24 protein-coding genes, 1 tRNA gene and 1 pseudogene are annotated in these 26,656 nt (G+C 71.6%); 14 read left to right on the top strand and 12 right to left on the bottom strand.

Going from position 1 to position 26,656, the window contains the following annotated elements; translation table 11 throughout:
• Positions 1-119 precede the first annotated feature (119 nt).
• Entirely contained in the window at positions 120-668 is a 549-nt protein-coding gene (locus tag ACIRFL_RS04015; protein WP_404023661.1) for a helix-turn-helix domain-containing protein, read from the bottom strand.
• A 182-nt stretch (positions 669-850) separates the two neighbouring features.
• Between ACIRFL_RS04015 and ACIRFL_RS04010 the strand changes: the two genes are divergently transcribed.
• Positions 851-923, top strand: a tRNA-Ala gene (locus ACIRFL_RS04010).
• 271 nt (positions 924-1,194) lie between these two features.
• Here the strand turns inward: ACIRFL_RS04010 and ACIRFL_RS04005 are convergent.
• Together ACIRFL_RS04005 and ACIRFL_RS04000 are read right to left on the bottom strand one after the other, a co-directional pair.
• Positions 1,195-1,527 (bottom strand): hypothetical protein, encoded by a 333-nt coding sequence (locus ACIRFL_RS04005; protein WP_404023928.1) that lies wholly within the window; start codon positions 1,525-1,527, stop codon positions 1,195-1,197.
• 158 nt (positions 1,528-1,685) lie between these two features.
• On the bottom strand, positions 1,686-3,206 hold the full coding sequence (locus tag ACIRFL_RS04000) for a serine/threonine-protein kinase (protein WP_404023659.1): 1,521 nt from the start codon (positions 3,204-3,206) through the stop codon (positions 1,686-1,688).
• Positions 3,207-3,542: 336 nt separating this feature from the next.
• Between ACIRFL_RS04000 and ACIRFL_RS03995 the strand changes: the two are divergent.
• Together ACIRFL_RS03995 and ACIRFL_RS03990 are read left to right on the top strand one after the other, a co-directional pair.
• A pseudogene (locus ACIRFL_RS03995) lies at positions 3,543-4,298 on the top strand (hypothetical protein); the annotation flags it as partial.
• A 679-nt stretch (positions 4,299-4,977) separates the two neighbouring features.
• A complete protein-coding gene (locus ACIRFL_RS03990) occupies positions 4,978-6,039 on the top strand; it encodes a PP2C family protein-serine/threonine phosphatase (protein ID WP_404023658.1) in 1,062 nt (353 codons plus the stop codon).
• Between the two features lie 87 nt (positions 6,040-6,126).
• On the opposite strand, the gene ACIRFL_RS03985 is transcribed toward ACIRFL_RS03990, so the two are convergent.
• Positions 6,127-6,537, bottom strand: a complete 411-nt coding sequence (locus tag ACIRFL_RS03985) for an ArsR/SmtB family transcription factor (protein WP_404023656.1) — start codon at positions 6,535-6,537, stop codon at positions 6,127-6,129.
• 67 nt (positions 6,538-6,604) lie between these two features.
• Between ACIRFL_RS03985 and ACIRFL_RS03980 the strand changes: the two genes are divergently transcribed.
• Positions 6,605-7,249 (top strand): hypothetical protein, encoded by a 645-nt coding sequence (locus ACIRFL_RS03980; protein ID WP_404023654.1) that lies wholly within the window; start codon positions 6,605-6,607, stop codon positions 7,247-7,249.
• A 788-nt stretch (positions 7,250-8,037) separates the two neighbouring features.
• Here the strand turns inward: ACIRFL_RS03980 and ACIRFL_RS03975 are convergent.
• Genes ACIRFL_RS03975 through ACIRFL_RS03965 form a run of 3 tightly spaced genes read right to left on the bottom strand, consistent with a single transcriptional unit; the run spans position 8,038 to position 11,548 of the window.
• Entirely contained in the window at positions 8,038-10,557 is a 2,520-nt protein-coding gene (locus ACIRFL_RS03975) for an FtsX-like permease family protein (RefSeq protein ID WP_404023653.1), read from the bottom strand.
• Between the two features lie 2 nt (positions 10,558-10,559).
• Positions 10,560-11,318, bottom strand: a complete 759-nt coding sequence (locus ACIRFL_RS03970) for an ABC transporter ATP-binding protein (RefSeq protein ID WP_404023652.1) — start codon at positions 11,316-11,318, stop codon at positions 10,560-10,562.
• Positions 11,315-11,548 carry a hypothetical protein gene (locus ACIRFL_RS03965; RefSeq protein WP_404023650.1) on the bottom strand — a complete coding sequence of 78 codons (234 nt, stop codon included), beginning with the start codon at positions 11,546-11,548 and terminating at the stop codon, positions 11,315-11,317. Before ACIRFL_RS03965 ends, ACIRFL_RS03970 begins: the two co-directional genes overlap by 4 nt.
• 287 nt (positions 11,549-11,835) lie before the next feature.
• Between ACIRFL_RS03965 and ACIRFL_RS03960 the strand changes: the two genes are divergently transcribed.
• Both ACIRFL_RS03960 and ACIRFL_RS03955 read left to right on the top strand, forming a co-directional pair.
• Positions 11,836-13,125: a sensor histidine kinase gene (locus ACIRFL_RS03960; RefSeq protein WP_404023902.1), complete on the top strand. Its 1,290-nt coding sequence runs from the start codon at positions 11,836-11,838 to the stop codon at positions 13,123-13,125.
• A 143-nt stretch (positions 13,126-13,268) separates the two neighbouring features.
• Complete coding sequence (locus ACIRFL_RS03955) at positions 13,269-13,928, top strand: response regulator transcription factor (protein WP_404023649.1); 660 nt, start codon at positions 13,269-13,271, stop codon at positions 13,926-13,928.
• A gap of 97 nt (positions 13,929-14,025) precedes the next feature.
• On the opposite strand, the gene ACIRFL_RS03950 is transcribed toward ACIRFL_RS03955, so the two are convergent.
• Positions 14,026-14,730: a DUF5324 family protein gene (locus tag ACIRFL_RS03950; protein WP_404023648.1), complete on the bottom strand. Its 705-nt coding sequence runs from the start codon at positions 14,728-14,730 to the stop codon at positions 14,026-14,028.
• A 337-nt stretch (positions 14,731-15,067) separates the two neighbouring features.
• On the opposite strand from ACIRFL_RS03950, the gene ACIRFL_RS03945 reads away from it, so the two are divergent.
• Positions 15,068-15,601, top strand: coding sequence for a peptidylprolyl isomerase (locus ACIRFL_RS03945; RefSeq protein WP_404023647.1), 534 nt, complete (start codon positions 15,068-15,070; stop codon positions 15,599-15,601).
• Positions 15,602-15,701: 100 nt separating this feature from the next.
• Entirely contained in the window at positions 15,702-16,592 is an 891-nt protein-coding gene (locus ACIRFL_RS03940) for a rhomboid family intramembrane serine protease (RefSeq protein ID WP_404023646.1), read from the top strand.
• A 292-nt stretch (positions 16,593-16,884) separates the two neighbouring features.
• On the opposite strand, the gene crgA is transcribed toward ACIRFL_RS03940, so the two are convergent.
• A complete protein-coding gene (gene crgA / locus ACIRFL_RS03935) occupies positions 16,885-17,139 on the bottom strand; it encodes a cell division protein CrgA (RefSeq protein ID WP_388705349.1) in 255 nt (84 codons plus the stop codon).
• A 141-nt stretch (positions 17,140-17,280) separates the two neighbouring features.
• On the opposite strand from crgA, the gene ACIRFL_RS03930 reads away from it, so the two are divergent.
• The 6 genes from ACIRFL_RS03930 to ACIRFL_RS03905 are packed head-to-tail and all read left to right on the top strand — an operon-like array spanning position 17,281 to position 21,459.
• Positions 17,281-18,069 carry a DUF881 domain-containing protein gene (locus ACIRFL_RS03930; RefSeq protein ID WP_404023644.1) on the top strand — a complete coding sequence of 263 codons (789 nt, stop codon included), beginning with the start codon at positions 17,281-17,283 and terminating at the stop codon, positions 18,067-18,069.
• Between the two features lie 30 nt (positions 18,070-18,099).
• A complete protein-coding gene (locus ACIRFL_RS03925; RefSeq protein ID WP_404023643.1) occupies positions 18,100-18,786 on the top strand; it encodes a class E sortase in 687 nt (228 codons plus the stop codon).
• A gap of 51 nt (positions 18,787-18,837) precedes the next feature.
• Positions 18,838-18,999, top strand: a complete 162-nt coding sequence (locus tag ACIRFL_RS03920; protein ID WP_351731025.1) for a hypothetical protein — start codon at positions 18,838-18,840, stop codon at positions 18,997-18,999.
• Complete coding sequence (locus ACIRFL_RS03915) at positions 18,996-19,634, top strand: aminodeoxychorismate/anthranilate synthase component II (RefSeq protein ID WP_404023642.1); 639 nt, start codon at positions 18,996-18,998, stop codon at positions 19,632-19,634. The genes ACIRFL_RS03920 and ACIRFL_RS03915 overlap by 4 nt, the downstream gene beginning before the upstream one ends.
• On the top strand, positions 19,631-20,698 hold the full coding sequence (locus tag ACIRFL_RS03910) for a class E sortase (RefSeq protein ID WP_404023641.1): 1,068 nt from the start codon (positions 19,631-19,633) through the stop codon (positions 20,696-20,698). The genes ACIRFL_RS03915 and ACIRFL_RS03910 overlap by 4 nt, the downstream gene beginning before the upstream one ends.
• Positions 20,699-20,712: 14 nt before the next feature.
• Positions 20,713-21,459: a class E sortase gene (locus tag ACIRFL_RS03905; RefSeq protein WP_404023640.1), complete on the top strand. Its 747-nt coding sequence runs from the start codon at positions 20,713-20,715 to the stop codon at positions 21,457-21,459.
• Positions 21,460-21,559: 100 nt separating this feature from the next.
• Here the strand turns inward: ACIRFL_RS03905 and pknB are convergent, their stop codons facing one another.
• From pknB to ACIRFL_RS03890, 3 genes are all read right to left on the bottom strand, one after another.
• Positions 21,560-23,548, bottom strand: a complete 1,989-nt coding sequence (gene pknB, locus ACIRFL_RS03900; RefSeq protein WP_404023638.1) for a Stk1 family PASTA domain-containing Ser/Thr kinase — start codon at positions 23,546-23,548, stop codon at positions 21,560-21,562.
• Between the two features lie 170 nt (positions 23,549-23,718).
• Positions 23,719-25,209, bottom strand: a complete 1,491-nt coding sequence (locus ACIRFL_RS03895; RefSeq protein ID WP_404023636.1) for a peptidoglycan D,D-transpeptidase FtsI family protein — start codon at positions 25,207-25,209, stop codon at positions 23,719-23,721.
• Positions 25,206-26,645 carry an FtsW/RodA/SpoVE family cell cycle protein gene (locus tag ACIRFL_RS03890; protein ID WP_404023635.1) on the bottom strand — a complete coding sequence of 480 codons (1,440 nt, stop codon included), beginning with the start codon at positions 26,643-26,645 and terminating at the stop codon, positions 25,206-25,208. Before ACIRFL_RS03890 ends, ACIRFL_RS03895 begins: the two co-directional genes overlap by 4 nt.
• Positions 26,646-26,656 lie beyond the last annotated feature (11 nt).

Genomic DNA, 26,656 nt, shown 5'->3' with positions numbered 1-26,656 from the left:
TCCCCCTGCCCCCTTGCTTCCCCCGAGATGAGTGATACGACCCCTCGTCGTGCCCTTGGGTACTTCCCCTCAGGCGTCGGCCCGTCCGTCGGACCCCCTCCGTCGGACGGGCCGGGGAGTCAGCTCTGGTGGGACTGGTAGTGCGCGACGGCGTCGGAGGTGCGGCCCGCGCCGTACACCCGAAGGAACTCTGCCAGTTCCGGGTGGGTCGGGGCGAGGGTGTCGGCGGCCTCGATGATGTCCCCGGCGGCGGCCACCGAGCGCAGCAGCGACTGGATCTCGCGGACCACCCGCTTGACCGTCGGCGCGCCCGAACTGCTCGTCGTCTGCGTGGTGTTGTTGAGCACCGAGCCCCCCTGCGACTTCTTGATCTCGTCCATGCGGTCGGTCGCCTCGGCCGCGCTCACACTGCCGTCCGCGACCTGCGCCGCCAGGTCCTGGAGCAACTGCACCCGCTGGACCACCGCGGGATTGCCGATCTTCGCGCGCTGGCCGCTCATCAGCTGCGACAGCATCGGCGCGGACAGTCCCAGTACCGCCGCGAGCCGGGCCTGGTTGAGCCCGAGATCATCTATGAGCTTACGGAAGAGCGCCCCCAACGGCTCCCCGTACCAGTTCCGCTGCAGCTCCCGCGCTCTTGCGGTGGCTTCCTGCTGTGCGGCGTCCATGTTGCGTCTCCCCATCGCTTCCCCAAGAACGTGGTTCGCTGTCGCGAACCACGCCGAGCATCTTACGGAGCGTGGTCGTTTCGAGGGACCCCCAGCTTTTTTGCGAGATCCCCGGGGTGACCCGGTACTCTGGTCTGCGGCGCCCACCCGAGTGCAACACTCAGGCCGGCCGCCGCTCGCAAGGGGCCTTAGCTCAGTTGGTAGAGCGCTGTCTTTGCATGGCAGATGTCAGGGGTTCGACTCCCCTAGGCTCCACGTAGTGTGACCCCTCTGACCTGCGGAAACGTGGTTGGAGGGGTCTTTTTGTGCCGATTGGGCGATCCGGGCCCGTGTCGGTAAGCGGGGGTTCTCCGCGTTCATCGCCGCGGCCGTCGAGCGGGAGCTGAGGGGGCAGGTGCTGGACGCGTACCTGGCCGACTACGAGAGCCGCAGGGTAGGCAGTCGCCTCCGTTCTCGATGGTTGCGACGACCTTGGCAGATGCCGGTTGTGCGACGGACTTGTGAGGGTGGCGTCTTCGGTAGGGGCCTACTCGGGGGTGGTGGGTGGTGCGGGGTCTTCTTCGGGGTGCTCTGCGGGAGTTCGTTCGTAGGCGACGCACAGGGCCGCCGCGGTGATCGCCAGGAGGGCCGCGGTGTAGGAGCAGGCCGTGGTGACGGTGCCGGGTGCCGCGGCCAGGCGGGGTGCGACCGCGGTCAGCAGGGCGGCGTGGCCGGTCGAGGCGGCCATGGCCAGCAGCCGGGCCGAACCGTCACCGCGGTGCGGCAGGGGCGGTTCCCAGCCCAGCAGCGTGGCCAGCGCGGGCGGCCATACGAGCACGGTGCACATCCCGAGCAGGGCGCAGCCGATGGTGGTGTTCATACGGGCACTCCGTAGGCGTGGCGGCAGCGCGCCAGACGGACGTCCGGGCTCACCCCGTGGGGGATCCTAGCCGTCGCGTGCCCGTATTGCGGCGGAGATGTGAACCTTGGGTGCCGATGGGGTCAAGTGTGACGATATGGCGGCGCGTGGCCGCCAGGTCAGTCTTCGTCCTCGTCGTGCTTCTTCTTCGGGTCCTTCCGCTCCGGCTTCTTCGGTTCCGACCTCTTCTCGGGCTGTTCGTCAGGGCCGCCGTCGCCGTCCGAAGGGCCGACGGAGACGGGATCGGAAGCGCCCATGTCGGTGGATATCGAGTCGACGGGGGCTGACTCGGTGGCGGACGACGGGACGGGGGCCGAGCTGTGCGGGGCGTCGGGCCCCGAGGTCTCCGCCGATCCGGAGTCCGGGGCGAACAAGGTCATGCCGATCAGCAGGGCGGCCACGAAGAGCACCGTCGCGGCGACCGCGCCCACCAGCTTCGGGCTACGTGCGACGGCATGGCGCAGTGCGGGTTGGCGGCGGGCGCGTCCCCGGTGCGGGGCGGAGGCGTGTGCGCCGGAGTTCGGCAGCGCGTAGGTGGTCGCCGGGCCCGGCTCGCCGGGCAGATACCGCGCCCGGTCCGCGCCGCGGGCGCCCGCTCGTCCGACCGCACCGGCGCCGTCGCGTCCGACCGCACCAGGGCCGCCGCGTCCGACCGCGCCGGCGCCGGTTCGTCCTCCTGTCCCTGCGCTGCCGCGTCCGGCCCGGCCGGGTGCCGGCTGCCCGGCCGCGCCCGCGGGCCCTCGTCCGGTCGTGGCCGGGGGCCTTGGCCCGGCCCCTGCGCCGGCGCCGGAACCGAAACCGGGCCCGGGTGCCGGTCCGCCCCGGCCGGACGCGTGCCCGCCGGCGCCCCTGGGTGCGGCAGGCGGGAGCGGTTCGCGGTGTCCGCGCCAGGAGTCGACGGCGAACCACTCGGCGACCTGCGGCGCGGCCGGCCGTGCCTCCGGCTGCTTGGCGAGCATGCCGAGCAGGTAGTTCTCCAGCGCGGGCGGCATGTCGACGCCCAGCTCACGGGGCGGGGTGGGCGCGCTGTCGAGATGGTGGTGCAGGATCGCGACCGCCGTGTCGGCCTCGAACGGCGGCCGTCCGATGAGGAGTTGGTAGAGCACACAGCCCAGCGAGTACACGTCCGATGGCGGCCCGGCCGGCCGGCCGAGGGCGCGCTCCGGGGCCAGGTACAGGCTGGTGCCGACGATCTGGCCGGTCGCGGTGAGCCCCGCCGCCGGGTCGTCCATGAAGCGGGCGATGCCGAAGTCGCCGATCTTCAGGCTGCCGTCGGCGGCGAGCAGGAGGTTCCCGGGCTTGATGTCCCGGTGCACGATGCCCTGTTGATGGGCGGCGGCGAGCCCGGCCGCGGCCTCGGCGGCGATACGGGCCACCCGCTCCGGGGGCAGCGTGCCCTCGGTGGACAGCACATGCGCGAGGCTGTCGCCGTCGACCAGCTCCATCACCAGGAACAGCCGTCCCTCATGAGCGCCGAAGTCCAGGACGCCCACGACATGGGGGTGGTCGAGCCGGCCCGCGGTCTGTGCCTCCAGCCGGAAACGGGCGGTGGCGGTGGCGTCGGAGCTCTGGGCCAGCAGGAACTTGATCGCCACGTCCGTGCCGAGCATCTCGTCCCGTGCCCGCCAGACCTCGCCCATCGCTCCCCGCCCGAGGGCGGTGTGCGGTCGATACCGACCCGCTATCAGCACCTGTGCTTCATCCTCACGCCGTTGGCCGACTCCTGATCGCCGCAGGCCAACACCCTGTGCGTGGGGCGGTGTTGGTGGGGGTGCCGCAGCGGCTTCAGCCTACTTGCCGGTGCCGGCCGTCCGGTCCCGGCTCCGTCGCGGGCGGCATCCGGCGGATCACTCCGGGGCCGCCTGGGGCCCGAACCGGCCGCACGGCTCGGACGATCTATACGATGGCGTCTGGAATGGGTGACGGGGGGTCATTACGGGTGGGGGCGAACCGATCATGACGGACCGCGGGCCTTCGTGAGCGAGGACGGGCACCGGCGACCGCAGGGCCTGCTGCTGCGCGCGGCGGCGTTCACGGGCCGTACGCTGCGCGGCGAGTGGCAGGGCATCGTCGTCGAACCGCTGCGGCAGCTTCGGCGGCGCGGGCCGTTCGCGCTCTCGCTGGCGTTCCTGGCCGCGTTCGGTGTGATCTTCTTCCATGACCTCGCGCAGCGGCCGACAGGGGCGCTGGTGGTGTGGCGGCTGGGTGGCGTCACCGCCGACCTGCCGCTGTGGCTGGCCCTGCTGCGTACGCCGGTGTCCCTGTACGTACCGGCCCTGGACCTGCCGGTCTGGGCGGGCATCACCCAGCTGTTCCTCGCGTTCGCACTGGCCGAACTGGCGCTGGGGCGGGCCCGCACCCTGGCGGTGGCGTACGCGACGACGCTGGCCGGCACCCTGACGGTACGGGTGATGATCGCGCTCGGGCCGGGCTGGTGGGGGCTGGGGCTGCCGCCCGAGGCCGGGCAGGTGCTCGACACCGGGCCGTCCGCCGCGGTGGTGGGCCTGTTCACCTACCTCTCGGTCGTCCGGCGCGCCCCGGTGGTGTTCACGCTGACCGGCGGGTCGATGGTGTGGGAGTCGATCGCCGTACCCAACCTGGCGGGCCGCGAGCACCTGATCGCGGTCGCCGCGGCGATCGTCCTCGGCCTTCTGCACGGCCACCGACCCCACTGGCTCGTCCCCCGCTTCCCCCTCCGGCGCCGGTCGGGCCGACGCGGGCCCGTCGTGCCGGATGCGATCGCTGGGGGCGGGGCCGTTGACGCCGGCGTCGTTGGAGCCGGGGTCGGCGGGGGTGATGTGGCTGCTGGGCACCGGCCCGTCGCGTCCCCCGGCGCGGCTGCCGGGGTGGAGGCGGAGGCGTCCGGCGGGGCTGTCGGGGTGAGCGCGGAGGGGGGCGGGGGCGCGTTCGCGGACCCGGCCGCGTGTGTCGGCGGTGGCGAGGCGCGGTCACGCACCCCGGACGGCTCGCGGATCTCGGAGGGCTCGCGGATCTCGGAGGGCTCGCGCGCCTCCGAGGGCTCGCACGCCTCCGACGGCTCGCGCATCTCCGACGGCTTGTGCGCTCCCGGCGGCTTGCGCGCCTTCGATGGCTCGCGCGCCTCGGACCGCTCGCGCACCTCCGATGGCTCCCCTACGCCCCCGTCTGCCCCCGAGTCGAATCCATCCGCAGCCTCCGCGCCCCCGGCGGACACCGATGCGCCCCCTGCGATGTCCCCCACAAGCGCACCCCCACCCCCTGCCTCCCCATCGGCCCCGGCTGCGTCAGCGGAAGCTCCCGGACCTTCCGGCTCCGTGCACGACGGACGGTGCGGCCCGATCCTGAATTGACTTCTGCACCCTGGAGGCGGATGCACAGGTCTGTCACGATGATCCTGCTCGGCGTCAAGCGTGGAGGGGGAGGGAGCGCCCGGTGCCGGAGAAGGACGAGCCCGCGCAGAGCCGCCGTCTGACGGTGCTGGCCGTGCTGCCGTTCGCCACGATGGCGGCGGTCGCCGTCGCCGACCTCGCCACCGGCCCGTCACTGGGTTTCCTGCCGCTGATCTCGGTGGGGCCCGCCTTCGCGCCGCTCGTGGGCGGCTGGCGGCGCACCGCCTGCATCGGCGTGATAGCCCTGCTCCTCTCCGCCGGCCTGGGCTGGTACAACGACCTGATCGACGCCCGGCGCGGCTATATGGCCATCGCCTCCGTCATCGGGGTCACGGTGGCCGGGCTGGTCGCCGTGTCCATGCGGGAGCGGCGCGAGGCGCAGTTGGACAGCTTCCGGTCGATCGCGGAGGCGGCCCAGCGGGTACTGCTCAAGCCGGTGCCGCGGCTGGCCGGGCATCTGCGGGTGGCGGTCTCGTACATGTCCGCGGTCGCCGAGGCCCGTATCGGCGGCGACCTGTACGAGGTGGTCGCCTTCCCCGGCGGGGTCCGGGTGATCGTGGGGGACGTGCAGGGCAAGGGGCTGGAGGCGGTGGAGACCGCCGCCGTGGTCCTGGGCGCGTTCCGTGAGGCCGCGCCGGACGAGGCGGACCTGGTGCGGGTGGGACGACGGCTGGAGCGGGCCGTCGACCGGCAGTTGGACGGTGAGAAGTTCGTCACCGCGATCCTGGCCGAGGTGAGCGACGAGCGGGTCACGTTCCTGAACTTCGGGCACCCGGCTCCCATGCTGATCCGCGTCGAGGGCACGGTGGATCTTCCTGAGCCGCCCGCGTACGCGCTGCCGCTGGGCCTCGGCGCGCACGGTGCGGAGCCGCCGGAGCCCTTCCACGCGGACTTCCTGCCGGGGGACCAACTGCTGCTCTACACCGACGGGGTGACCGAGGCACGGGATGTCGACGGGCGCTTCTATCCGCTGCCTGACCGGGCCCATCTGCTCAAGGAGCGGGATGCCGAGGCGGCCCTGGAGACCCTGCGGCAGGACCTGTTGCAGCATGTCAGCGGTCCCCTTCAGGACGACGCCGCCATGCTGCTGCTGCGCTACCGGTGACCCGGTCGCGGGCCGACGAGGGCCGCGTTCCGTGCCGGGGCTGTGCCCGTGGCGGTCAGTGTTTGGTGGCGGGGTTATCTGCGGGGGTCAGTGTTCTGTGGCGGGGCGGTGGGCTCGGGCCGTGGCGCGGGACTTCCGGAGGGCAGGCTCCCGCCGCTGGGCGGGCTCCGGGTACGCGGCGGTGTCCGCGAGGGCGGCCTCGCCGGCCGCCAGGACGGCGCTCTCCAGGAGCGCCCGCACCCGTGGCCCCGCGGCCCGGTAGTAGATGCGCGTGCCCTCGCGCCGGGAGGCCACCAGGCCCAGCGTGCGCAGCTTCGCCAGGTGCTGGGAGGTGGCCGCGACCTGAGCCCCGATCAGCTCGGCGAGACGGCCGACCGGCAGTTCCCGCTCGCTCAGCGCCCACAGCAGCCGGTAGCGGGACGGGTCGGCGACTGCCTTGAGCACGGCCACCGACCGTTCGGCCCGCTCCTCGTCCCAGGACGCTACTTGCGCTCTCATGCAAGTATGCTAACCGCTGCCGCGCATCGACGGCGTTGGAGAGGTACCCGCACATCGGAGCCGATACGTGACCACTGAGCAGCCGGGCGGCGAGGGGTCGTCCGAGGATTCCGCCGGCCTGCCGTCCGTTCCGGACGAGGTGTGGGACAAGTTCCTCCGGGACAGCGAGGGCGCGATCCATGTCTCCGGCGCGCCCAAGGAGCCGTCCGCGCGGGAGCGGATGACCCTGTCGGCACCGGCACCGGCACCGTTCCGGGAGTCCGCGTCGGCGTCGGCGGTCGGTGAGCTGTGGCAGCGGGACGAGCCGCGTCCCGGTCCGGCCTGGCACGAGCTGGACGGACGGGCCAGGGCCCGCCGGTTGGGCCGCGTGCTCGGTGCCGTCGCGGTGACCGCGCTGATCCTGGTGGTGGTCCGCCCCGGCGCCGCGGGCGGCCCGTCCGGCGAGTCGGGGACGACGGTGGAGCAGTCGGTCGACCTCCCGGACGAACTCCCCTCGGCCACCAGCAGCCCCACCTCACCACCCCCGACCGACGAGGAAGCCTCCGACGACGAGGGCCCCGACGGCGAGGTGGCCCCGCGACGCGAGGTGGGCCCCGACGGCGAGGCGCCCCCGCGACGCGAGGTGGGCCCCGACGGGGAGGTGGCCCCGCGGCGCGTGGCGGGCCTGGACGGCGAGCCGGCCCCATACCTCCCCACCGAACGAGACACCTGACCGCGTCGCCCCGCGCCTCCTCGGCCCCTGCGCCTTCGGGCTCCGGTCTCTGCTGTCCCGCGTGCCTGCGGCTTCGCGGCTCCGGTCTCTGCTGCTCCGCGTGCCTGCGGTTTCGCCCCCCGGTTCCTGCTGTCCCGTGTCCCTGTGCCTTCGCGGCTCCGGTCTCTGCCGTCCCGCGTCCCCGCGCCTTCGTGCCCTGGCCCCTCTGCCCCGTGCCTGCTGCCTTTGCAGCCCTCGGCGCCGCTGCTCCGGCCGCTGCCGCCCGTGCTCCTGCCCACCTGACGGGGTGCCGTGCGTCGGATGCGTCGGCGCCGTTCGTCCCCGTCTCGGCCCGCCCCAACTGCCGCACCGCGCCCCCTGCTTCTTCGGCCCCCATCCCGCCGCCCCCGCCGCTGTCGACCCGAACCCGTGCCCCCGTCCACCCGCGGGGTGCCGTGCGTCGTGCGCGTCGGCGCCTTCCTCCCCGCGCCTGCCCCCCGCGGCGCCCCCGGCCCCGGCGCCCCTGGCCTCCGAGCTTCTGCCGTGCGGCTGCGGCGCCCCTGCTCCCCCGTGCCTTCGTGCCCCTGCCCGTGCGGCAGCCACACCGACTCCCGTGCACCAGCTGCACCAACTCCCGCACCAACTCCCCCGCACCAGCCACCCCAACCATCCCGCGGCAACCACCCCAACCATCCCGCGGCAGCCGCACCGACCCCCTGCGGCTGCCGTACTGATCACCCCTGCGGCTGCCGCCCCGGAACCCCGCGGCAGCCGACCCGTACCCCCGGCACGCCGCCCCCGGCGCGGCGTCAAGCCGTGCGTAGTGTTTCGGCGGGGGCGTGGTGGAGGGTGCGGCGGGTGGGGAGTTCTACGGTGATGAAGGCCGTCGCCGTGACCGTGACCGCGGCTGCGGGCAGCAGCCACAGGGGGCCCGCCGGCCAGGGGCGGCCGAGGAAACCCTGGCCCAGCAGGGCGAGCGGAACCACCGAGAGCAGCACACCGGCGGCGAGCGCCGCCGCGGCGATCACCGCGGCCTCACGGCGCATCATCGCCCGGATCTGCCGGGGCGTCGTACCGACCAGGCGCAGCGCGGCGATCTCGGTGCGCCGCTGCGCGGTGGCGGCGACGAGCTTGTTGGCGATGCTGAGCAGCAGATAGCCGAGCAGGACGATGATGGTCGCCAGGTTGATCCACACCTCGGGCGGGGTGTCCTCGCCGCCGCCCGCCGTGCCGCTCCCCGTGAGCATCAGCCCGGGCCGGGACGCGGCGAACGCCGTGAGCGTGCGGTCGGCCTCGGCCGTGCCGTCGGTGCGCACCAGGATGCTCTGCTGCGGCCCCGTCGTGGTGTGCCCGGCGGCCAGGTCCCGGGAGAGGACCACCGAGCCGAAGCCGAGCCCGCGCTTGTACACGGCGACGACCCGGGCGTCGACCGGCGTGCCGTCACCGAGCACCAGCCGCACCCGCTCGCCGCGCCCGGCCCCGCGGGAGCGGGCCGCCTCGGAGCTGACGGCGACGGTCCGCCCGGTGAGCGCGGACAGGTCGCCCTCGGTCACGTCGAGATCCAGCACGCCGGCCGCGTCCGGGGCCAGGACCAGTGCCGACTCGGCTTCCGCCGTCGGTTCGCCGAACTGCTGGAACTGCCACACCGCCGTGGTCGAGCCGACCGGTGCCGCCGCCCGCACCCCCGGCAGCCGGCGTACGGCGTCGAGTGTTCCGTCCGCCACCGGGCCCTGGCCCGGCGCGCTCAGCCGGTACTGGCCGAGGGTGCCGTCGCGGGTGTCGGCGTCGGTGGCGGCGAGCACGGTGGTCTGCGTCAGGGTGTACGTCAGCACGAACACGACCGCCATGGCGAGCGGGCTGACCACGCCGGCGACCCGCTGGGCGTAGGCCCGGATGTTGGCCAGCGCCAGCCAGGTCGGCGCGGCGGTGCCCGGCCGCAGCAGCCGCACCGCCGCCGACCCGGCGCGGGCGACCAGGGCAGGACCGGCGAGCGCCAGGCCGATCGCCGAGACGATGCCCGCGAGGGAGGTCGCGCTGGCGCCGAGCACGGTCCGCGACAGCAGCGGCAGCGCCGACATCACGCACGCGGCGGCGATCAGCAGCAGACCGGTGTGGGTCCGCGCCCGCGAGGGCCGGCGCGGCTCGCTGCGCGACTCGGCGACCGCCTCCGTGGCCGCCATCCGCGAGGTCCGCCAGGCCGCCGCCCGGGCGGAGAGCCGGACCACCGCGAGCATCAGCAGCACCGTGGCGAGGGCGGGCAGCGGGCCGACGGCGAGCGGGAGGTCCGCGGCCAGCACGCCGCGGTCCGTCAGCAGGTCCCGGAACCGCCCGGCCAGCAGATAGCCGAGGCCCACTCCGGGCGCCAGGGCCACCGCGGCGACCACCGTCGACTGGGCGGCGGCCAGCCGGCGGATCTGCTTCGGGGTGGCTCCCACCGCCCGCATCAGCGCCAGGTCGCGGCGCTGCCCGGCGATGCACACGCCCAGTGCGCCCGCGGTGACGAACCCGGTGACCAGGAGCACGATTCCGGAGAGTGAGCCGGCGAGCAGGATCAGCAGTGAGCGTGAGGCGTCCGCGCCCGGCGACACGGCAGCGCCCACGTCCGCCCCGGTGCGGACCTTCAGCCCGCTGCCCGCGACCCGCTCGCGCACGGCGTCGGCGACCCGGTCGCGCGCGCCCGGCTCGGTGGTCAGCCCGACCAGGTCCACGCTTCCCGTGCGGCCCGCCAGGCGTACGGCCGTGGTGTCGGCGACGTAGACCCCGGCGCCCGGCGCGGTCACCACCGCCGAGACCCGGTAGGCGGCGGCGGGCCGGTCGCCCGCGAGGACCCGCACCCGGTCACCGACGCCGACCCCGGCCGCCGTGGCGAGTCCGGCGGAGACGGCGACCTCGGCGGAGCCGGTCGGCGCCCGGCCCTCGACCCGCGCGTGCGCGAGCAGCCCGGTCGAGGACCAGCCGTGCCCGGCGGGTCCGGGGTCCGCCGCGGGCAGGACCCCGCCGTGGGCGTCGACGAGCGAGACGGGGAAGGCGATGTCACCGACCGTCTTCGTGACGCCCGGCAGCCCGGCCAGCCGGTCCACGAGCGCCGAGGGGACCCTGGCCCGCTCCGGCAGGGCGATCGGCAGGTCGCCCTGCGGGTGGAACTCCTGGTCGGCGCCGACCACCAGGTCCGCGCCGGCGAGCCGGCCCGGGGGCAGGTGCGAGCGCAGACCGGTCTCGGCCAGCACGCCGGTGGCGGTGACCAGCGCCCCGCCACCCAGCACGGCACACGCCACGGCCAGCAGAGCGGCGATCCGGTGGGCGGCCATACGGACCGCGAGGTGCAGCATGGCTACTGCTCTCCCAATGTGACGAGGCGGTCGGCGAGTTCGGGTGCGGTGGGGGCGTCAAGGGCGTCCACGACCCGGCCGTCGGCCATCACCAGCGCCCGGTGCGCGCGGGCCGCGGCGGCCGGGTCGTGGGTGACCATCACGACCGTCTGGCCCAGCTCGTCGACCAGTTCGCGCAGCAGGTCCAGCACCTGGTGGGCGCTGCGCAGGTCCAGCGCCCCGGTCGGTTCGTCGGCGAAGACGACGGCGGGCCGGGCCGCGAGCGCCCGCACCACGGCGGCCCGCTGCTGCTGGCCGCCGGACAGCTCCGCCGGGCGGTGGTGGAGCCGGTCGGTCAGCCCGACCCGCTCGACCAGGATCCGCAGCCAGTCACGGTCGGGGCGCCGGCCGGCCAGCCGCAGCGGCAGCGTGATGTTGTCCTCGATGCTCAGCGACGGGATCAGGTTGTAGGCCTGGAAGACGAAGCCCACGCGGTCCCGGCGCAGTTCGGTGCGGCGGGTCTCGTTCAGACCGGCCGTCTCGCGGCCGTCGATGCGGACGCTGCCCGTGGTCGGGGTGTCGAGCCCGGCGGCGCAGTGCATGAGGGTGCTCTTGCCGGATCCGGACGGCCCCATCACGGCGAGGAAGGTGCCGTGGCCGACGGTGAGCGAGACATCGTCGAGGGCGCGGACGCCACCGTCGTACGTCTTCGTCACGTGCTCCAGCGCGATGGCGGGGGCGCCCAGTGCGGCGCGGGCGGCCGGACCGGCGGCGGTGGTCATCGCCGACCTCGCAGCCGCAGCACGACGAGGCCGATCACGCAGGCCACGGTGACCAGGCCGCAGGCCAGGCTCACGACGGTGAAACCGGCCATCGAGGTCACCGTGTTGGCGGCGGCGCTCAGCACCAGCAGCAGCCACAGCACGGTCCGGCCGGCCTGGGGCGACACGGAGCGCGGGCCGCCCTCGCGGGCCGGGGCCCGGGTGAGGCGGTAGGGGTCGTTGTCCGGCATGCGGGGCTCCTCCGGGTGGACTGGCTCGTCGGTTTCCGTCACTCCGGGACGCTACGGAGCGAAGGCACCCCGGGCCGATCCCGTGAGCCGCCCGATCGCGGGTACAGCAGGCTGTACTTTCCGCCCGCGGACCCGCTGTCCGTCCCGGCGGCGTCGTAGGGTCGGCGGCGAGCGGGGAGGCAGGGATGGGAACGGACCGCACCACCACAGCGAATGCCATGACGGGCGGTGACACGCCCCCGGGCGGTGCCCGCGGTGACACGACTCCGGGCGGCCCACGCGGTGACATGACCCCGGGCGGCCCACGCGGTGACACGGCTCCAGGCGGCGACACCGCCGGGACGGGGCTGAGAGACGACGCCGCACGGACCGTCCGGGCCGCGCTCGGCGCGCTCCAACAGCTCGTCGGCGGGTTCGGCACGGCCGTGCGCGCGCTGGGCGTGCTGCTGTGGCTCGTGCTCAGCGCGGTCACCGCCCCGATCGGCGTGGGGCTGCTCCTCGCCATCGGTGCGCTGCGCGCGCTGCACCGCCTCGCCGGCCGGGAACGCGAGCGGCTGGGCCGCTGGGGTCCCGAGGTCGTGGCCCCCGACGCACCCCCGGGCGGGCTGCGGGCCGCGCTCGGCGATCCCACCACGCGCCGTGAGCTGCGCTGGCTCGTCCGGCACGGCACCCTCGGCCTGCTGCTGGGCTGGCTCGCGATCCTGCTGCCCCTCGCCGCCGTGCGGGACGCCACCTTCCCGCTGTGGTGGCGTCTGGTCCCGGACGGGGTGACGAGTACGTCGCTGGGGTTCGGGGTCGCGCACTCCTGGACGGCGGCCGCCTCCGTGGCCCTCCTCGGCGTGGCCTGGGTCGCCGTCATCATGGGTCTGACACCCGGCATGGCCCGGCTTCAGGCCCGGCCCGGCCGGAGCCTGCTCGCCGTCGGTCCGGACACCGACCTCTCCCTGCGCGTCGCCGAACTGACCGCGACGCGCGCCGCCGCGCTCGACGCCCACGCCACCGAACTGCGCCGCATCGAGCGCTCGTTGCACGACGGCACCCAGAACCGGATCGTCACCGTGACCGTGCTGCTCGGGGCCGCCCGCCGGATGGTCGCCCGCGACCCGTCCGGCGCCGAGGAGCTTCTGGAACGCGCACAGTCCGCCGCCGAGCAGGCGCTGGCGGAACTGCGCACGGTCTCCCGGAGCATCCTGCCGCCCGTGCTCGCCGACCGCGGTCTCGCCGGTGCACTGTCCGGTCTCGCCGCGAACTGCGCCGTGCCCTGCCACATCGATGTCGAGGCGCCGCAGCGCTGCGCCGCGTCCGTGGAGGCCACCGCCTACTTCGTCGTGGCCGAGGCACTGACCAACATCGCCAAGCACAGCGGAGCCACGTCGGCGGCGGTGACGGTGCGCGGCCGGGGCGGACGGCTGGCCCTGCGGATCGAGGACGACGGCCGGGGCGGCGCGGACGAGGACGGCGGCTCCGGACTCAGCGGCATCCGGCGCCGGGTCGCCGCCCATGACGGTACGCTCACCGTGGCCAGCCCGCCGGGCGGACCCACCGTCCTCGAAGTGGACCTGCCCGCCGGCGCCTGACCGCCGGTCCTGCCCATGGACGACGCGCGGGCCGTGCCGGAGGGACCGCAGGCTCGGGGCGGTGGCTCGTGAGGCGGGGGCGGAACGCAGCGGGCCGGGCCGGACGGACAGTGACCTGTGGATCGTGACGGGCGGATCGTGACATGCGGATCGTGATAGCCGAGGATGACCCGCTGCTGCGCGAGGGACTGGCCCTCCTGCTGCGCGCGGAATCCCTGGACGTGGTGGCCACCGCGGACACCCCCGACGGTGTGCTCGACGCCATCGACCAGCACAAGCCCGACGTCGCCATCCTCGACGTACGGATGCCGCCCACGCACACCGACGAGGGCATCCGGGCGGCCGTCGAGGCCCGCCGCAGACGGCCCGACCTGGCCGTCCTCGTGCTGTCCGCCTATGTCGAGCAGTCCTTCGCCACCGAATTGCTCAGCGGCGGGGTGGGCGGCCTCGGCTATCTGCTGAAGGAGCGGGTCGGACGGGTCGAGGAGTTCCTGGACGCGCTCGGACGGGTGGCCGGCGGCGGCACCGCCATCGACCCCGAGGTCGTCGCCCAGCTCTTCACCCGCTCCCGTCAGGACACCCGGCTGGAGCGGCTGAGCCCCCGCGAGCGGGAGGTGCTGGCCCTGATGGCCGAAGGGCTGGGCAACGGCGCCATCGCCGAGCGGCTCGTCGTCACCGAGGGCGCCGTCCACAAGCACATCCGCAGCATCTTCGCGAAGCTCGATCTCGCCCCCACCGACCGGGTCGACCGGCGGGTGGCCGCCGTACTGCACTATCTGGAGGAATCCCGTCGGCGTGCCTGACCGCCGCCATTCGGATGTTTCACGTGAAACACGGGCATGGGCGGGAGACCCACGGAGGTCTCCCGCCCATGGCGGCCGAACGGCTTGATGCCGGACGTCAGGGCTGCTCGTCGTCCCTGGTGGCGCGCCCCTCGGCCTCCTTGGCCTGTACTTCGGGGTCCAGGACCGAGGCATCGGGGCTGCCGTCCACCGAACTCAGCCGGTCCGGCTCCGGGGCGTCGGTCGCGGCGGGCGGCTCCACCAGCCAGTCGGGGTTGGCCTGCTTGTCCCACCACTTCCAGACGGCGAAGGCGCCACCGGCCAGGACGCCGACCACGGCCAGTGCCTTCGCCACCCGGCCCGCCTTCGCCCGGCGCTCATGCCTGCGGATCAGCTGCTGGATCTCCTGGGGCGAGACCTGGCCGCGCAGCGCGGCCAGCGCGGCGGCGCTCCGTGCGGCGGCCTCTTCACGGACCGGTCCCGCCACGGCGACGGCATGCTCGATCTTCGGCCGCGAGTATGCGGCGGCCTGTCGGGCCGCCCGTCGGGTACGGACGGCCGCGTCGTGCGCGGCCTGGTCCACCCTCGGTGGTACATGGGAACGCGCCAGTTCCAGGCGCGGAACAAGCCGGGCGTCGTACTGGACGCGGGCCTGTTCGGCGGCCTGCGACATCACGGGCGCGAGCCGTACGCGTGCCTCTTGTGCGTAGTACGCGGCACGCTCCTTGGCCGTGTCGGCGTAGGGCGCCACCACTTCCGCGGCGTGCAGCACGCTGTCCTTCGCCGAGCCGGTCGCGGCGCGCACGCTGTCGATGCGGGTCACGGGATCCTCCTCCTCGGTGGCGTACGGTATTTCGACTTTCCACCCTTTTCAGGATCATGCCTGCCCGCGCGTCGTGTGGCATGCGGGGCGGGCATACGGGTGCCGATCCACCCGATCAACGGACAAGAGCGGGCGAATCGCGCATTCCGGTCAATGGGAGCTTTCCGTCGACAATGCCATGGATCGCTGTCGAACGCTTCCGGCCCGAGGGGAGACGGCCGGGTTTTTCGCAAGCGATTCCGTGCAGATGCGGGACCCGCCCAGGGCCGTCGGGCGACGCGGGGGCCGTGCCGTGCGAGGATCGAGGGAGTCACAAGCAGACAACGGAAGGCAGATCGTGGCCGAGCAGCTTTACGCCACCCTGAAGACCAACCACGGCGACATCGAGGTCCGGCTCTTTCCGAACCACACGCCCAAGACGGTCAAGAACTTCGTCGAACTCGCACAGGGCGAGCGGGCGTGGAAGCACCCGGAGACCGGCGCCACGAGCCAGGACAAGCTCTACGACGGCACGATCTTCCACCGGGTCATCAGCGGCTTCATGATCCAGGGCGGCGACCCGCTGGGCACCGGCATCGGCGGCCCCGGTTACGAGTTCGAGGACGAGTTCCACCCGGACCTGTCCTTCAACAAGCCGTACCTGCTGGCCATGGCCAACGCCGGCCCGAACACCAACGGCTCGCAGTTCTTCATCACGGTCGGCCCGACCACCTGGCTGAACCGCAAGCACACCATCTTCGGCGAGGTCACCGACCCGGCCAGCCAGAAGGTCGTGGACGCCATCGCCGGTGTCCCGACGAGCCGGCCGAACGACCGGCCGGTCAACGACGTCGTGCTGGAGTCGGTCGTCATCGAGAAGCGCGAGGGCTGAGACCGCCCCTGGCGGTTCCTCCCGCAGGGAACCAAACGCCCCGCTCGTCCGTAAGGATGGGCGGGGCGGTGTAGTGCCCAGGATCGACCGAGGGGACCTCATGGACCAGGCCACAGGGCGCGCGCAGGACGCCCGGAGCGTGCCCGTGTGCTACCGGCACCCGGACCGCGAGACCGGCATCCGCTGCACCCGCTGTGAGCGCCCGATCTGCCCGGAGTGCATGGTCAGCGCGTCCGTGGGCTTCCAGTGCCCCGACTGTGTGCGCGGCGGTTCCGGCACCGGGCACCCCCCGGCGGCCGCCCAGCCCCGCACCCTCGCGGGCGGCACCATGACGGCCGATCCCCGGCTGGTCACCAAGGTCCTGATCGGCATCAACCTGGCCGCCTTCCTGGTCCAGCAGGCCGTCGGCAGTCGGTTCACCAACCAGTTCGAGCTGATCGGCCACGCCTCCTACCAGCTCTTCGGCCCGGTCGAGGGCGTCGCGGAAGGCCAGTACTACCGCCTGCTGACCTCGATGTTCCTGCACGGCAGCGTCATCCACATCCTGTTCAACATGCTCAGCCTGTGGTGGATCGGCGGCCCCCTGGAGGCGGCCCTCGGCCGTGCCCGCTATCTGGCGCTCTACTTCGTCTCCGGACTGGCCGGCAGCGCGCTCAGCTATCTCCTCACCGCGCCCAACAAGGCCGTGGTGGGCGCCTCCGGAGCGATCTTCGGGCTGTTCGGCGCCACGGCCGTGCTGCTGCGCCGGCTCAACTACGACATGCGCCCGGTCATCGCCCTGCTGGTGATCAACCTGATCTTCACCTTCAGCCCGGGCTTCAACATCGCCTGGCAGGCGCACATCGGCGGCCTGGTCGCCGGCGTCGTCACCGGTTACGCCATGATCCACGCCCCCCGGAAGAACCGGGCGCTGATCCAGTACGGCACCTGCGCCCTGGTCCTGGTGGTGGTCGTGGTCCTGACGGTGATCAGAACGGCCCAGCTGACCTGATCGGGACCGTTCCGCCCGGTCGATACCGAACCGTTGTCCACAGCGTGTGCCGGATCTTGTGCACAGTGTGTGGGAACAACTGTTCCCCCTGTCGCTCGGGTGTGTTTTCCCAGGTCGGACAGGGGGTGAACAGGTTTGCGGCGACCGGTAGGCCAGTCACACCGGCGTCAACACTCGATGAGTTATCCACAGATCGTCGTCTTTTCCCCAGGGAGATGTGGAAACGACCCCAGGCCTGTGGATAACTCAGCGGATAGCTCTGGGTAGAGCCGTGTTCACCGGAGAGCGGCTGCTACTTCCACTGGGTGGAGACACCGAACCCGGCGGCGATAAAGCCGAAACCGACCACGATGTTCCAGTTGTCCAGGGAATCGACGGGCAGTGAGCCGTCGGTCACGTAGAAGACGACGATCCAGGCCAGGCCGATCAGGAACATGGCCAGCATCACGGGTGCGACCCAGGCGCGGCTGTTCAGCTTGATGGCGGCCGCCTGCTTCGCCGGCGGCGGCGTGTAGTCGGCCTTCTTGCGGATACGTGACTTCGGCACGAGGGTCTCTCCTGTCGATGCGCTGCGTGGCCGCGCAGGGAACTGGATCGGGCTCAGGGCAGCGTACAAGGGGACACTGAGCGCTCCCCCGGGCGTCCGTTAGCGTAGTGCTTCCGCGGCGCCGAAGGAGATAAGGGTACGTTGAGCAATTCTGCCGACTCCCCCGGGACGGGATCAACGGGTTCCCCGCCGGTTCGCAACGCTTCTTTCCGGCCGGTGCGGATCCTCACGGTGGGCGTCTTCGCCCTCGCCGGGCTCATCTTCTTCACCAGCTTCGACACGGCCAAGGGCACCGACATCCGCACCGACGCCTCCTTGCTGAAGCTGTCCGACCTGATCCAGGAGCGCAGCCGCAAGAACAAGGAGCTGGACGAGGCCAACGCGGGCGCGCGCGACGAGGTCGAGGCGCTGGCCGAGCGCGACGACGGCAGCAGCAAGGCGCAGGACGAGAAGCTGTCCGGGCTGGAGAAGAGCACGGGCACCCACAAGCTCACCGGCAAGGCGGTCACGGTGACGCTCAACGACGCCCCGCCCAACGCCACCGCGAAGCTCCCCGGCTACCCCGAGCCGCAGCCCGACTACCTGGTCATCCACCAGCAGGACCTGCAAGCCGTGGTGAACGCCCTGTGGCAGGGCGGGGCCGAGGGCATCAAGGTGATGGACCAGCGGCTGATCTCCACCAGCGCCGTGCGCTGCGTGGGCAACACGCTGATCCTCCAGGGCCGCGTCTACTCGCCGCCGTACACGATCACCGCGGTCGGCGACCCGGAGAAGCTGCAGAAGGCGCTCGCGGATGCGCCGGCCATCCAGAACTACATGGTGTACGTGAACGTCTACGGCCTCGGCTGGAAAGTCACCGACGACGGCACGGTGACGCTGCCGGGTTACTCGGGCACAGTGGACCTGCACTACGCGAAACCCGTCGACTGATACGTGTGGGCGTCCGTACAGGAGCTGCCGGTGCGCGTGATCGTGAGGACCGTCAGCGAGCTGTGCATCACCATCGGCGCCCTGATCGTCCTGTTCGTCGCCTATGTGCTGTTCTGGACCGGTGTCAAGGCCGACGGTCTCATGAGCGACCAGGTCGAGCGGCTTCAGCAGCAGTGGTCGCGGGGGAGCGTGCGCGAGCCGGCCGGCCCCGGCGCCGCCGGCGGCCCCGCCACGCCCACGCCGTACCGGCCCGGCAGGGCCTTCGCGATCATGTACATCCCGCGGTTCGGTTTCACGTGGAACAAGCCGGTGCTGGAGGGCACCGGCACCGACCTGCTGAAGAAGGGGCTGGGCCACTACGCGCGCACCGCCCGGCTGGGCCAGCGGGGCAATTTCTCGGTCGCGGGTCATCGGCGCACCTACGGTGATCCGTTCAAGGACTTCCCCGCGCTGCGGCCCGGCGACGCGGTGGTGCTCACGGACGGAACCACCTGGTTCACGTATCGGATCGACAAAGGGCCCTACAAAACCGTCCCGACGGACGTTGAGGTGATCGATCCTGTGCCACGTATGTCCGGGTACACGCGTCCGGGCCGCTATCTGACGCTGACCACCTGCGAACCGGAATGGGGCCACAGTCACCGGCTGATCGTCTGGGCGCACCTTGATTCCACCCAGCCTGTGGAGGCAGGCAAACCGAAGGCACTGCGCCGTTAGTCTGGTGCCGTACGGCGTGAGTAGGTGCCGTGGCGCTACGGAAGGGACGGCATGTACGGCTGGATCTGGCGGCATCTGCCGGGCAACACGTGGGTGAAGGCGCTGGTCTCCCTCGTGCTGGTCCTGGCCGTGGTCTACATCCTGTTCCAGTACGTCTTTCCCTGGGCCGAACCGCTGCTGCCCTTCAACGATGTGACGGTGGACAACCAGTGAGTGCGCGGATTCTCGTCGTCGACAACTACGACAGCTTCGTCTTCAACCTCGTCCAGTACCTGTACCAGCTGGGCGCCGAGTGCGAGGTGCTGCGCAACGACGAGGTGTCGACGGCGCACGCCCAGGACAGGTTCGACGGCGTCCTGCTGTCACCGGGTCCCGGCACCCCCGAAGAGGCCGGGGTCTGCGTCGAGATGGTGCGCCACTGCGCCGCCACCGGCGTCCCGGTCTTCGGCGTCTGTCTCGGCATGCAGTCGATGCAGGTGGCGTACGGCGGCGTCGTGGACCGCGCCCCCGAGTTGCTGCACGGCAAGACCTCCCCGGTCGAGCACGAGGGCAAGGGCGTCTTCGCCGGGCTGCCCTCGCCCTTCACGGCGACCCGCTACCACTCCCTGGCCGCCGAACCGGCCACCGTCCCGCCGGAGCTGGAGGTCACGGCCCGCACGCACGACGGCATCATCATGGGCCTGCGCCATCGGGAACTGCCCGTCGAGGGCGTTCAGTTCCACCCCGAGTCGGTGCTGACCGAGCACGGTCACCGGATGCTGGCCAACTGGCTGGTGGAGTGCGGGGACCAGGCGGCGGTGGCGAGGTCGGCGGGGCTCGCCCCGGTGGTGGGCAGGGCCACGGCGTGACCGCGCTGCGCCCGGAACGCGAGTCCGGCGCCTCGTACGAGGACCAGTCGTACGGGGCTTCCGGCGCGCTCGGGGACCGGCCAGGCCCGGGAGGGGACGAGACGGCCTACCTGCCCCCCATCGACGAGGAGACGGTCGCTCTGCGGATCCCGGATCCGCCGCCGGCCGCCGACGCCTCCACGGCCGCCGCTGGATCGGCCTCTGGCGCCTCTTTTGCCTCGTCCCCACCTGGACCCGCGCCGGGCGGCCGTGCGGCCCGCAGAAAGGCAGCCAAGCGGCGTGGCGGGCGTCATGGCGGTGGCGGCAGGGTGACCGAGCCGGCGACCGAGGGGAGCGAGCCCGGGGCGCCGCTGTCCCGGGTCGAGGCACGGCGGCAGGCGCGGCTGCGCAGGCCCAGCCCTGCGGTCGTCGCGAGCCGGGCGATAGGCGAGGTGTTCATCACCACCGGGGTGCTGATGCTGCTGTTCGTCACCTACCAGCTGTGGTGGACGAACGTGCGGGCGCATGCGCAGGCCGGCAAGGAGGCCAGCGATCTGCAACAGGACTGGGCGAACGGAAAGCGCGCACCCGGCGAGTTCGAGCCGGGGCAGGGCTTCGCCATCCTGCACATCCCCGAGCTGGACGTGGTCGTGCCGATCGCCGAGGGCGTCAGCAACAAGAAGGTCCTCGACAAGGGCATGGTCGGGCACTACGGCCAGGAGCCGCTGAAGACCGCGATGCCGTCCGCCAGGACGGGCAACTTCGGGCTCGCGGGCCACCGCAACACGCACGGGGAACCGTTCCGGTACATCAACAAGCTGAAGTCCGGCGACGCGGTCGTGGTCGAGACGCAGGAGGAGTACTTCGTGTACAAGGTCGCGTCGATCCTGCCGGTGACGCCGCCGTCGAACACGGGCGTACTCGACCCGGTCCCGAAGGACTCGGGGTTCACCGAGCCGGGGCGCTACATCACGCTGACCACCTGCACACCGGAGTTCACCAGCAAGTACCGGTTGATCGTCTGGGGCAAGATGGTCGAGGAACGGCCGCGCAGCAAGGGCAAGCCGGATGCACTCGTCCAGTAAGGGCAGATGAAACAGTGTCAGCGACCGCAGACGACATCGAAGGGCAGACGTCCGTTCCCGGCTCGGCGCCGGGACCGCAGCGACGGACGTCGGGCCTGATCGCCGGCGCGATCAGCGTCCTCGGTGAACTCCTCATCACGGCGGGCCTGGTGCTCGCCCTGTTCGTCGTCTACTCCCTGTGGTGGACGAACGTCGTCGCCGACCGCGAGGCCCACCGGCAGTCCGACAAGGTCCGCGACCACTGGGCCGAGGACACCGGGCCCGGGGCGCTGGACACCAAGGACGGCATCGGCTTCCTGCACGTGCCCGCGATGAAGAACGGCGAGGTGCTGGTCGAGAAGGGCACCTCGGAGAAGGTACTCAACGACGGTGTGGCCGGCTACTACACCGATCCCGTCAAGGCCACGCTCCCCATGTCCGGCAAGGAGGGCAACTTCACCCTCGCCGCCCACCGCGACGGCCACGGCGCCAAGTTCCACAACATCGACAAGATGAAGAAGGGCGACCCGATCGTCTTCGAGACGAAGGACCGGTGGTACGTCTACAAGACCTACGCCGTCCTCCCGGAGACGTCGAAGTACAACGTCGAGGTCCTCGACAAGATCCCCGAGGAATCCGGCAAGAAGAAGCCGGGCCACTACATCACCCTGACGACCTGCACCCCCGTCTACACAAGCCGCTACCGCTACGTGGTCTGGGGCGAACTGGTCCGCGTGGACAAGGTCGACAGCAAGCGCACGCCACCGAAGGAACTCCGCTGAGCGCTCTGCCGGATGTGCCGCGCTGAGCCGTCGGTTGCCTCACGAACGAGTGGGCCCCTGCCGGGGTTTCCGGTAGGGGCCCACTCGTTGTCGGGGTGGGTCAGCCGTTGCGGCCGCCGAAGAAGCCGCCGTTGCCACCGCCGTTGTTGCCGCCGGCGCCCAGGGTGGTCAGCGTGATCTGCGTGCCCGCGGGGTCGTCGACCTGTTGGTTCTCCTTGGGGTCCTGTGCGACGACCCGCGCGTTGTCGCTCTGGTCGCTGCCCCCGGCGAACTGGATGTTGGTGAAGCCCTGCGCGTTCAGCAGCTGCCGAGCCTCGGCCACCGTCCGCCCGCGGACGTCCGGTACCGCCGTCTTCTGCTTTTGCAGCTTGCCGACGGTGATCGTCACCTGCGAGTTCTTGTCGACCTGCTGGTTGGCCTGCGGGTCGGTCGAGATGACCTTGCCGTCCTGGGAGGCGTCCGTCACGGGCGTCTCGACGCAGTTGCCCACCAGGTTGCCGGCCGTCATCTGGGCCTTCGCCTCGTCGCAGGTCCTGCCGACGACATCGGGCACGGTCGACTTCGCCACTTCCTTGGCGACCTCAAGGGTCACCGTGGAGGCCTTCTCCAGTTCCGTACCGGGGTCGGGGTTCTGGCTGAGGACCGTTCCCTCGGTCTGCTGGGACTCCGTCTCCGTCGTCTTGACCTTGAAGCCCTTGTCTTCGAGCTGCTGCGTGGCCGTGTCGACGTCCTTGTTGATGACGTTGGGCACCGCGACCTTCGGCGCGCCCGTCGAGACGACCAGGCTGACCGAGGTGCCCTTGTCGACGTCCGTGCCGGGGTCCGGGTTCTGGGAGCAGACGTTGCCCTTGGGCTGGTCCTCGCAGGGCTTCTTGGACGTGGTCACCGTCAGACCGACGTTCTCCGCCATCTTCTGCGCGGTCTGCTGGCTGTTTCCGATGAAGTTCGGCGTGGAGACCTTGCCGTCACCCGCGTTCTTCCCGCTGAACGCCCACATCCCGATCAGGATCGCGCCGATCAGGACCAGGATGCCCGCGATCACGAGGAGGATCGTCGAGGTGTTGTTCTTCTTCTGCTGCCGGCGCCGGTCGGGACGGTCGTCGTAGCCGTAGCCGCCGTCGTCCGGGTTCATCGGCGGCAGCATCGTCGTGGCGCCCGCCCCGGCGTCCGCGCGCAGTGCCGTGGTCGGCTGGTCGTCCGGGTAGCCGCCGTAGCCGACCGCGCCCATCGCCGCGGTCGCCGCGACCGGCTGGCCGTCGAGGCACGCCTCGATGTCGGCACGCATCTCGTCCGCGGACTGGTAGCGGTAGTTCGGGTCCTTGACCAGCGCCTTCAGCACGATCGCGTCCATCTCGGGCGTGATCTCGGGGTCGAAGACGCTCGGCGGCTGGGGCTCCTCCCGCACGTGCTGGTAGGCCACGGCCACCGGGGAGTCCCCGACGAAGGGCGGCCGCACCGTCAGCAGTTCGTAGAGCAGGCAGCCCGTCGAATACAGGTCGGACCGGGCGTCCACCTGCTCGCCCTTCGCCTGCTCCGGCGACAGGTACTGCGCGGTGCCGATGACCGCCGCGGTCTGCGTCATCGTCATGCCGGCGTCCCCCATCGCACGGGCGATGCCGAAGTCCATGACCTTGACCTGACCGTTGCGGGTCAGCATCACGTTGGCGGGCTTGATGTCGCGGTGGACGATGCCGTTGCGGTGCGCGTACTCCAGTCCCTGGAGGATGCCGATGGTCATCTCCATGGCACGCTCGGGCAGCAGCTTGCGGCCGGAGTGCAGCAGCTCACGGAGCGTGGAGCCGTCGACGTACTCCATGACGATGTACGGGATCGAGACCCCGTCGATGTAGTCCTCGCCCGTGTCGTAGACCGCGACGATCGCGGGATGGTTGAGCGAGGCGGCGGACTGGGCCTCCCGGCGGAACCGGGCCTGGAAGGACGGATCGCGCGCGAGGTCCGCGCGCAGCGTCTTCACCGCCACGGTGCGGCCGAGGCGGGTGTCATGCGCGAGGTAGACCTCCGCCATGCCACCACGGCCGAGCACCTGGCCCAGCTCGTACCGGCCGCCGAGGCGACGCGGCTCTTCCATAGCTACCTACCAGCCCTCTCCGTCGGTCCCGGCCGGCACGGTGTGTGCGGCCGGAGGCTGCCGTCCGGGCCTACCGTACCCGGCTCGCTCTGTGTGACCTGGCCAAGCCCGTGACCCGATACAGGACCGGTATCGCAACGTGCACCGATGTGAAGGGGACGTGAGCGGGGTCACTGCTTGGCGTTGATGACCGCCTCCATCACGCTCTTCGCGATCGGCGCCGCGAGGCCGCCGCCGGAGATGTCGTCGCGGTTGGCGTTCTCGTCCTCGATGACCACGGCCACGGCGACCGGCGAGCTGCCGTCGCTGAGCTTGGCGTACGAGATGAACCAGGCGTAGGGGTTCTCGCTGTTGCCCACGCCGTGCTGGGCGGTACCGGTCTTGCCGCCCACGGTGATCCCGCCGCCGATCTGCGCGTTCTTGCCGGTGCCGTCCTTGACGACCGTCTCCATCATCGACTGCAGGATCTGCGCGTTCTTCGAGGACAGCGGCTGGCTCAGCTGCTCAGGGTCGGTCTGCTCGATGGTGTCCAGGTTCGACGACTGGAGCTTGTCGACCATGTACGGCTTCATCAGCTTGCCGTCGTTGGCGACCGCCGAGGCGACCATGGCCATCTGCAGCGGGGTGGCCGCGGTGTTGAACTGGCCGATCGAGGACTGCGCGGTCTGCGACTGGTCCATGTTGTCGGAGAACACGGAGGCGCTGGAGCGGACCGGCGTGAAGTGCTCGGCGTCGAAGCCGAACTTCTTCGCCTCCTCCAGCATCTTGTCGTTGCCGAGATCGGAACCGATCTTGCCGAAGACGGTGTTGCAGGACACCCGGAGCGCCTCGCGCATGGTGGCGTCCTTGCAGGGGAGGTTGCCCTCGTTCTTCAGCGGCGTGGTCGTACCCGGCATGATCCACGGCAGCGGCGACTTGGTCTTCTCCTCGGCTGAGGTGTACAGCCCGTTCTCCAGGGCGGCCGCGGCGGTGACCACCTTGAAGGTGGAGCCCGGCGGGTAGGTCTCGCGCAGCGCCCGGTTCAGCATCGGGTCGTCGGGGTTGTTCTTCTTCAGCAGCTTGTTCCACGCCTTGGTGTCGGTGTCCGTGGAGTTCCCGGCGAACGACGACGGGTCGTACGACGGGTAGGACGCCAGCGCCAGGATCTTGCCGGTGGACGGATCGAGGGCGGCCACCGCGCCCTTGCCGCCCTGCGCCTTCAGACCGTCGTACGCGGCCTTCTGCGCGGCCCCGCTGAGCGTGGTGACGACGTTGCCGCCCTGCTTCGGCTTCCCCGTGATCATGTCGAGGGTGTTGCGGAAGAAGAGCCGGTCGTCGTTGCCGGTGAGGATGCCGTCCTCGATGGACTCCAGCTGGTTGGCGCCGAAGGCCTGCGAGGCGAACCCGGTGACCGGCGCCCACATCGGGCCGTCCTTGTAGGTGCGCTTGTACTTCAGGTCGTTCAGACCGCTCGTGCTGGTCGCGGTGGACCCGGTGATGGGGTTGCCGTCGACGATGATGTCGCCGCGCGGCGTGGAGTAGCGGGCGATGGTGACGCGGCGGTTCAACGTGTCGTTCTTCAGGCTGTCGGCCTGGACGTACTGGAGCCAGTTGTCCCGGATGAGCAGCGTCAGGACCAGAAGGCCGCAGAAGATCGCGATCCGGCGCAGGGGCTTGTTCACGGGCGGACCACCTGGGTCATCTCGGCGTCGGGGTTGCTGGCGGGGGTCGGGGCCGGGCGGCGCGCGGTGTCGCTGATCCGGATCAGGATGCCGATGAGGGCCCAGTTGGCGATCACGGAGGACCCGCCGTACGCCAGGAACGGCATGGTCATACCGGTCAGCGGGATCAGGCCCATGACGCCGCCGGCGACGACGAAGACCTGGAGGGCGAAGGCGCCGGAGAGGCCGACGGCGAGCAGCTTGCCGAAGGGGTCGCGCGCGGCGAGGGCGGTGCGTACGCCACGCTCCACGATCAGGCCGTACAGCAGCAGGATCGCCATGACGCCGGCCAGGCCCAGCTCCTCGCCGAAGGTGGCGAGGATGAAGTCGGAGTTGGCGGCGAACCGGATGAGGTCGGAGTGGCCCTGGCCGAGGCCGCTGCCGAGGGTGCCGCCGGAACCGAAGGCCCACAGCGCCTGCATGGACTGCTCGGAGTGGCCGTAGACGCCCTGTTGGCTGAGCTTGTACTCCCCCAGCGGGTTGAGCCAGGCCTGGACGCGCTGCTGGACGTGCGGCTCGAAGCTCGCCACGCCGACGGCGCCGGCCGCGGACATCAGCAGACCGAAGACGATCCAGCTGGTCCGCTCGGTGGCGACGTACAGCATGATGACGAACATTCCGAAGAACAGCAGCGAGGTGCCGAGGTCGGTCTCGAAGACCAGGATGAGGATGGAGATCCCCCAGACGACCAGGATGGGTCCGAGGTCGCGGCCGCGCGGCAGGTACAGGCCCATGAAGCGGCGGCTGGCGAGGGCCAGGGCGTCGCGCTTCACCATCAGATAGCCGGCGAAGAAGACGGCGAGGACGATCTTCGCGAACTCGCCCGGCTGGAGGGAGCCGAGGCCGGGGACCCTGATCCAGATCTTGGCGCCGTAGATGTCGGCCCCGAGGCCGGGCACCAGCGGCAGCAGCAGCAGGACCAGCGCGCAGAACATCGAGATGTAGGTGTAGCGCTGCAGGACGCGGTGGTCCTTGAGGAAGATCAGCACGACGATGAACAGTGCGATGCCCATCGCGGTGTACAGCAGCTGGCGGGGCGCGGCCGTCACGTAGTTGGGCAGCGACTGGAGCAGTTTCGACTGGTCGAGCCGCCAGATGACGACGAGGCCGAGGCCGTTGAGGAGCGTGGCCAGGGGCAGCAGCAGCGGGTCGGCGTACGGCGCGAACTTCCGTACGGCGAGGTGGCCGACGCCGGCGAGCAGGCCGAGCCCGCAGCCGTAGCTGAGCAGGCCCGGCGGCACCTGGTCGTTGATGGCCAGGCCCACGTTGGCGTAGGCGAACACCGGGATGGCGACGGCGAACACCAGCAGCGCCAGCTCGGTGTTGCGTCGGCTCGGCGCGCCGATGGAGCCGATCGTGGACGTGTGGTGCGTCGACGTGTGGGAAGTACTGCTCATCGTGTGACGGG

The sequence above is a fragment of the Streptomyces sp. NPDC102462 genome (genome assembly GCF_044765425.1).
GTDB lineage: Bacteria > Actinomycetota > Actinomycetes > Streptomycetales > Streptomycetaceae > Streptomyces.
The sequence above is the reverse complement of the archived record's forward strand: the minus strand, read 5'-3'. Positions and strand labels throughout refer to the sequence as shown.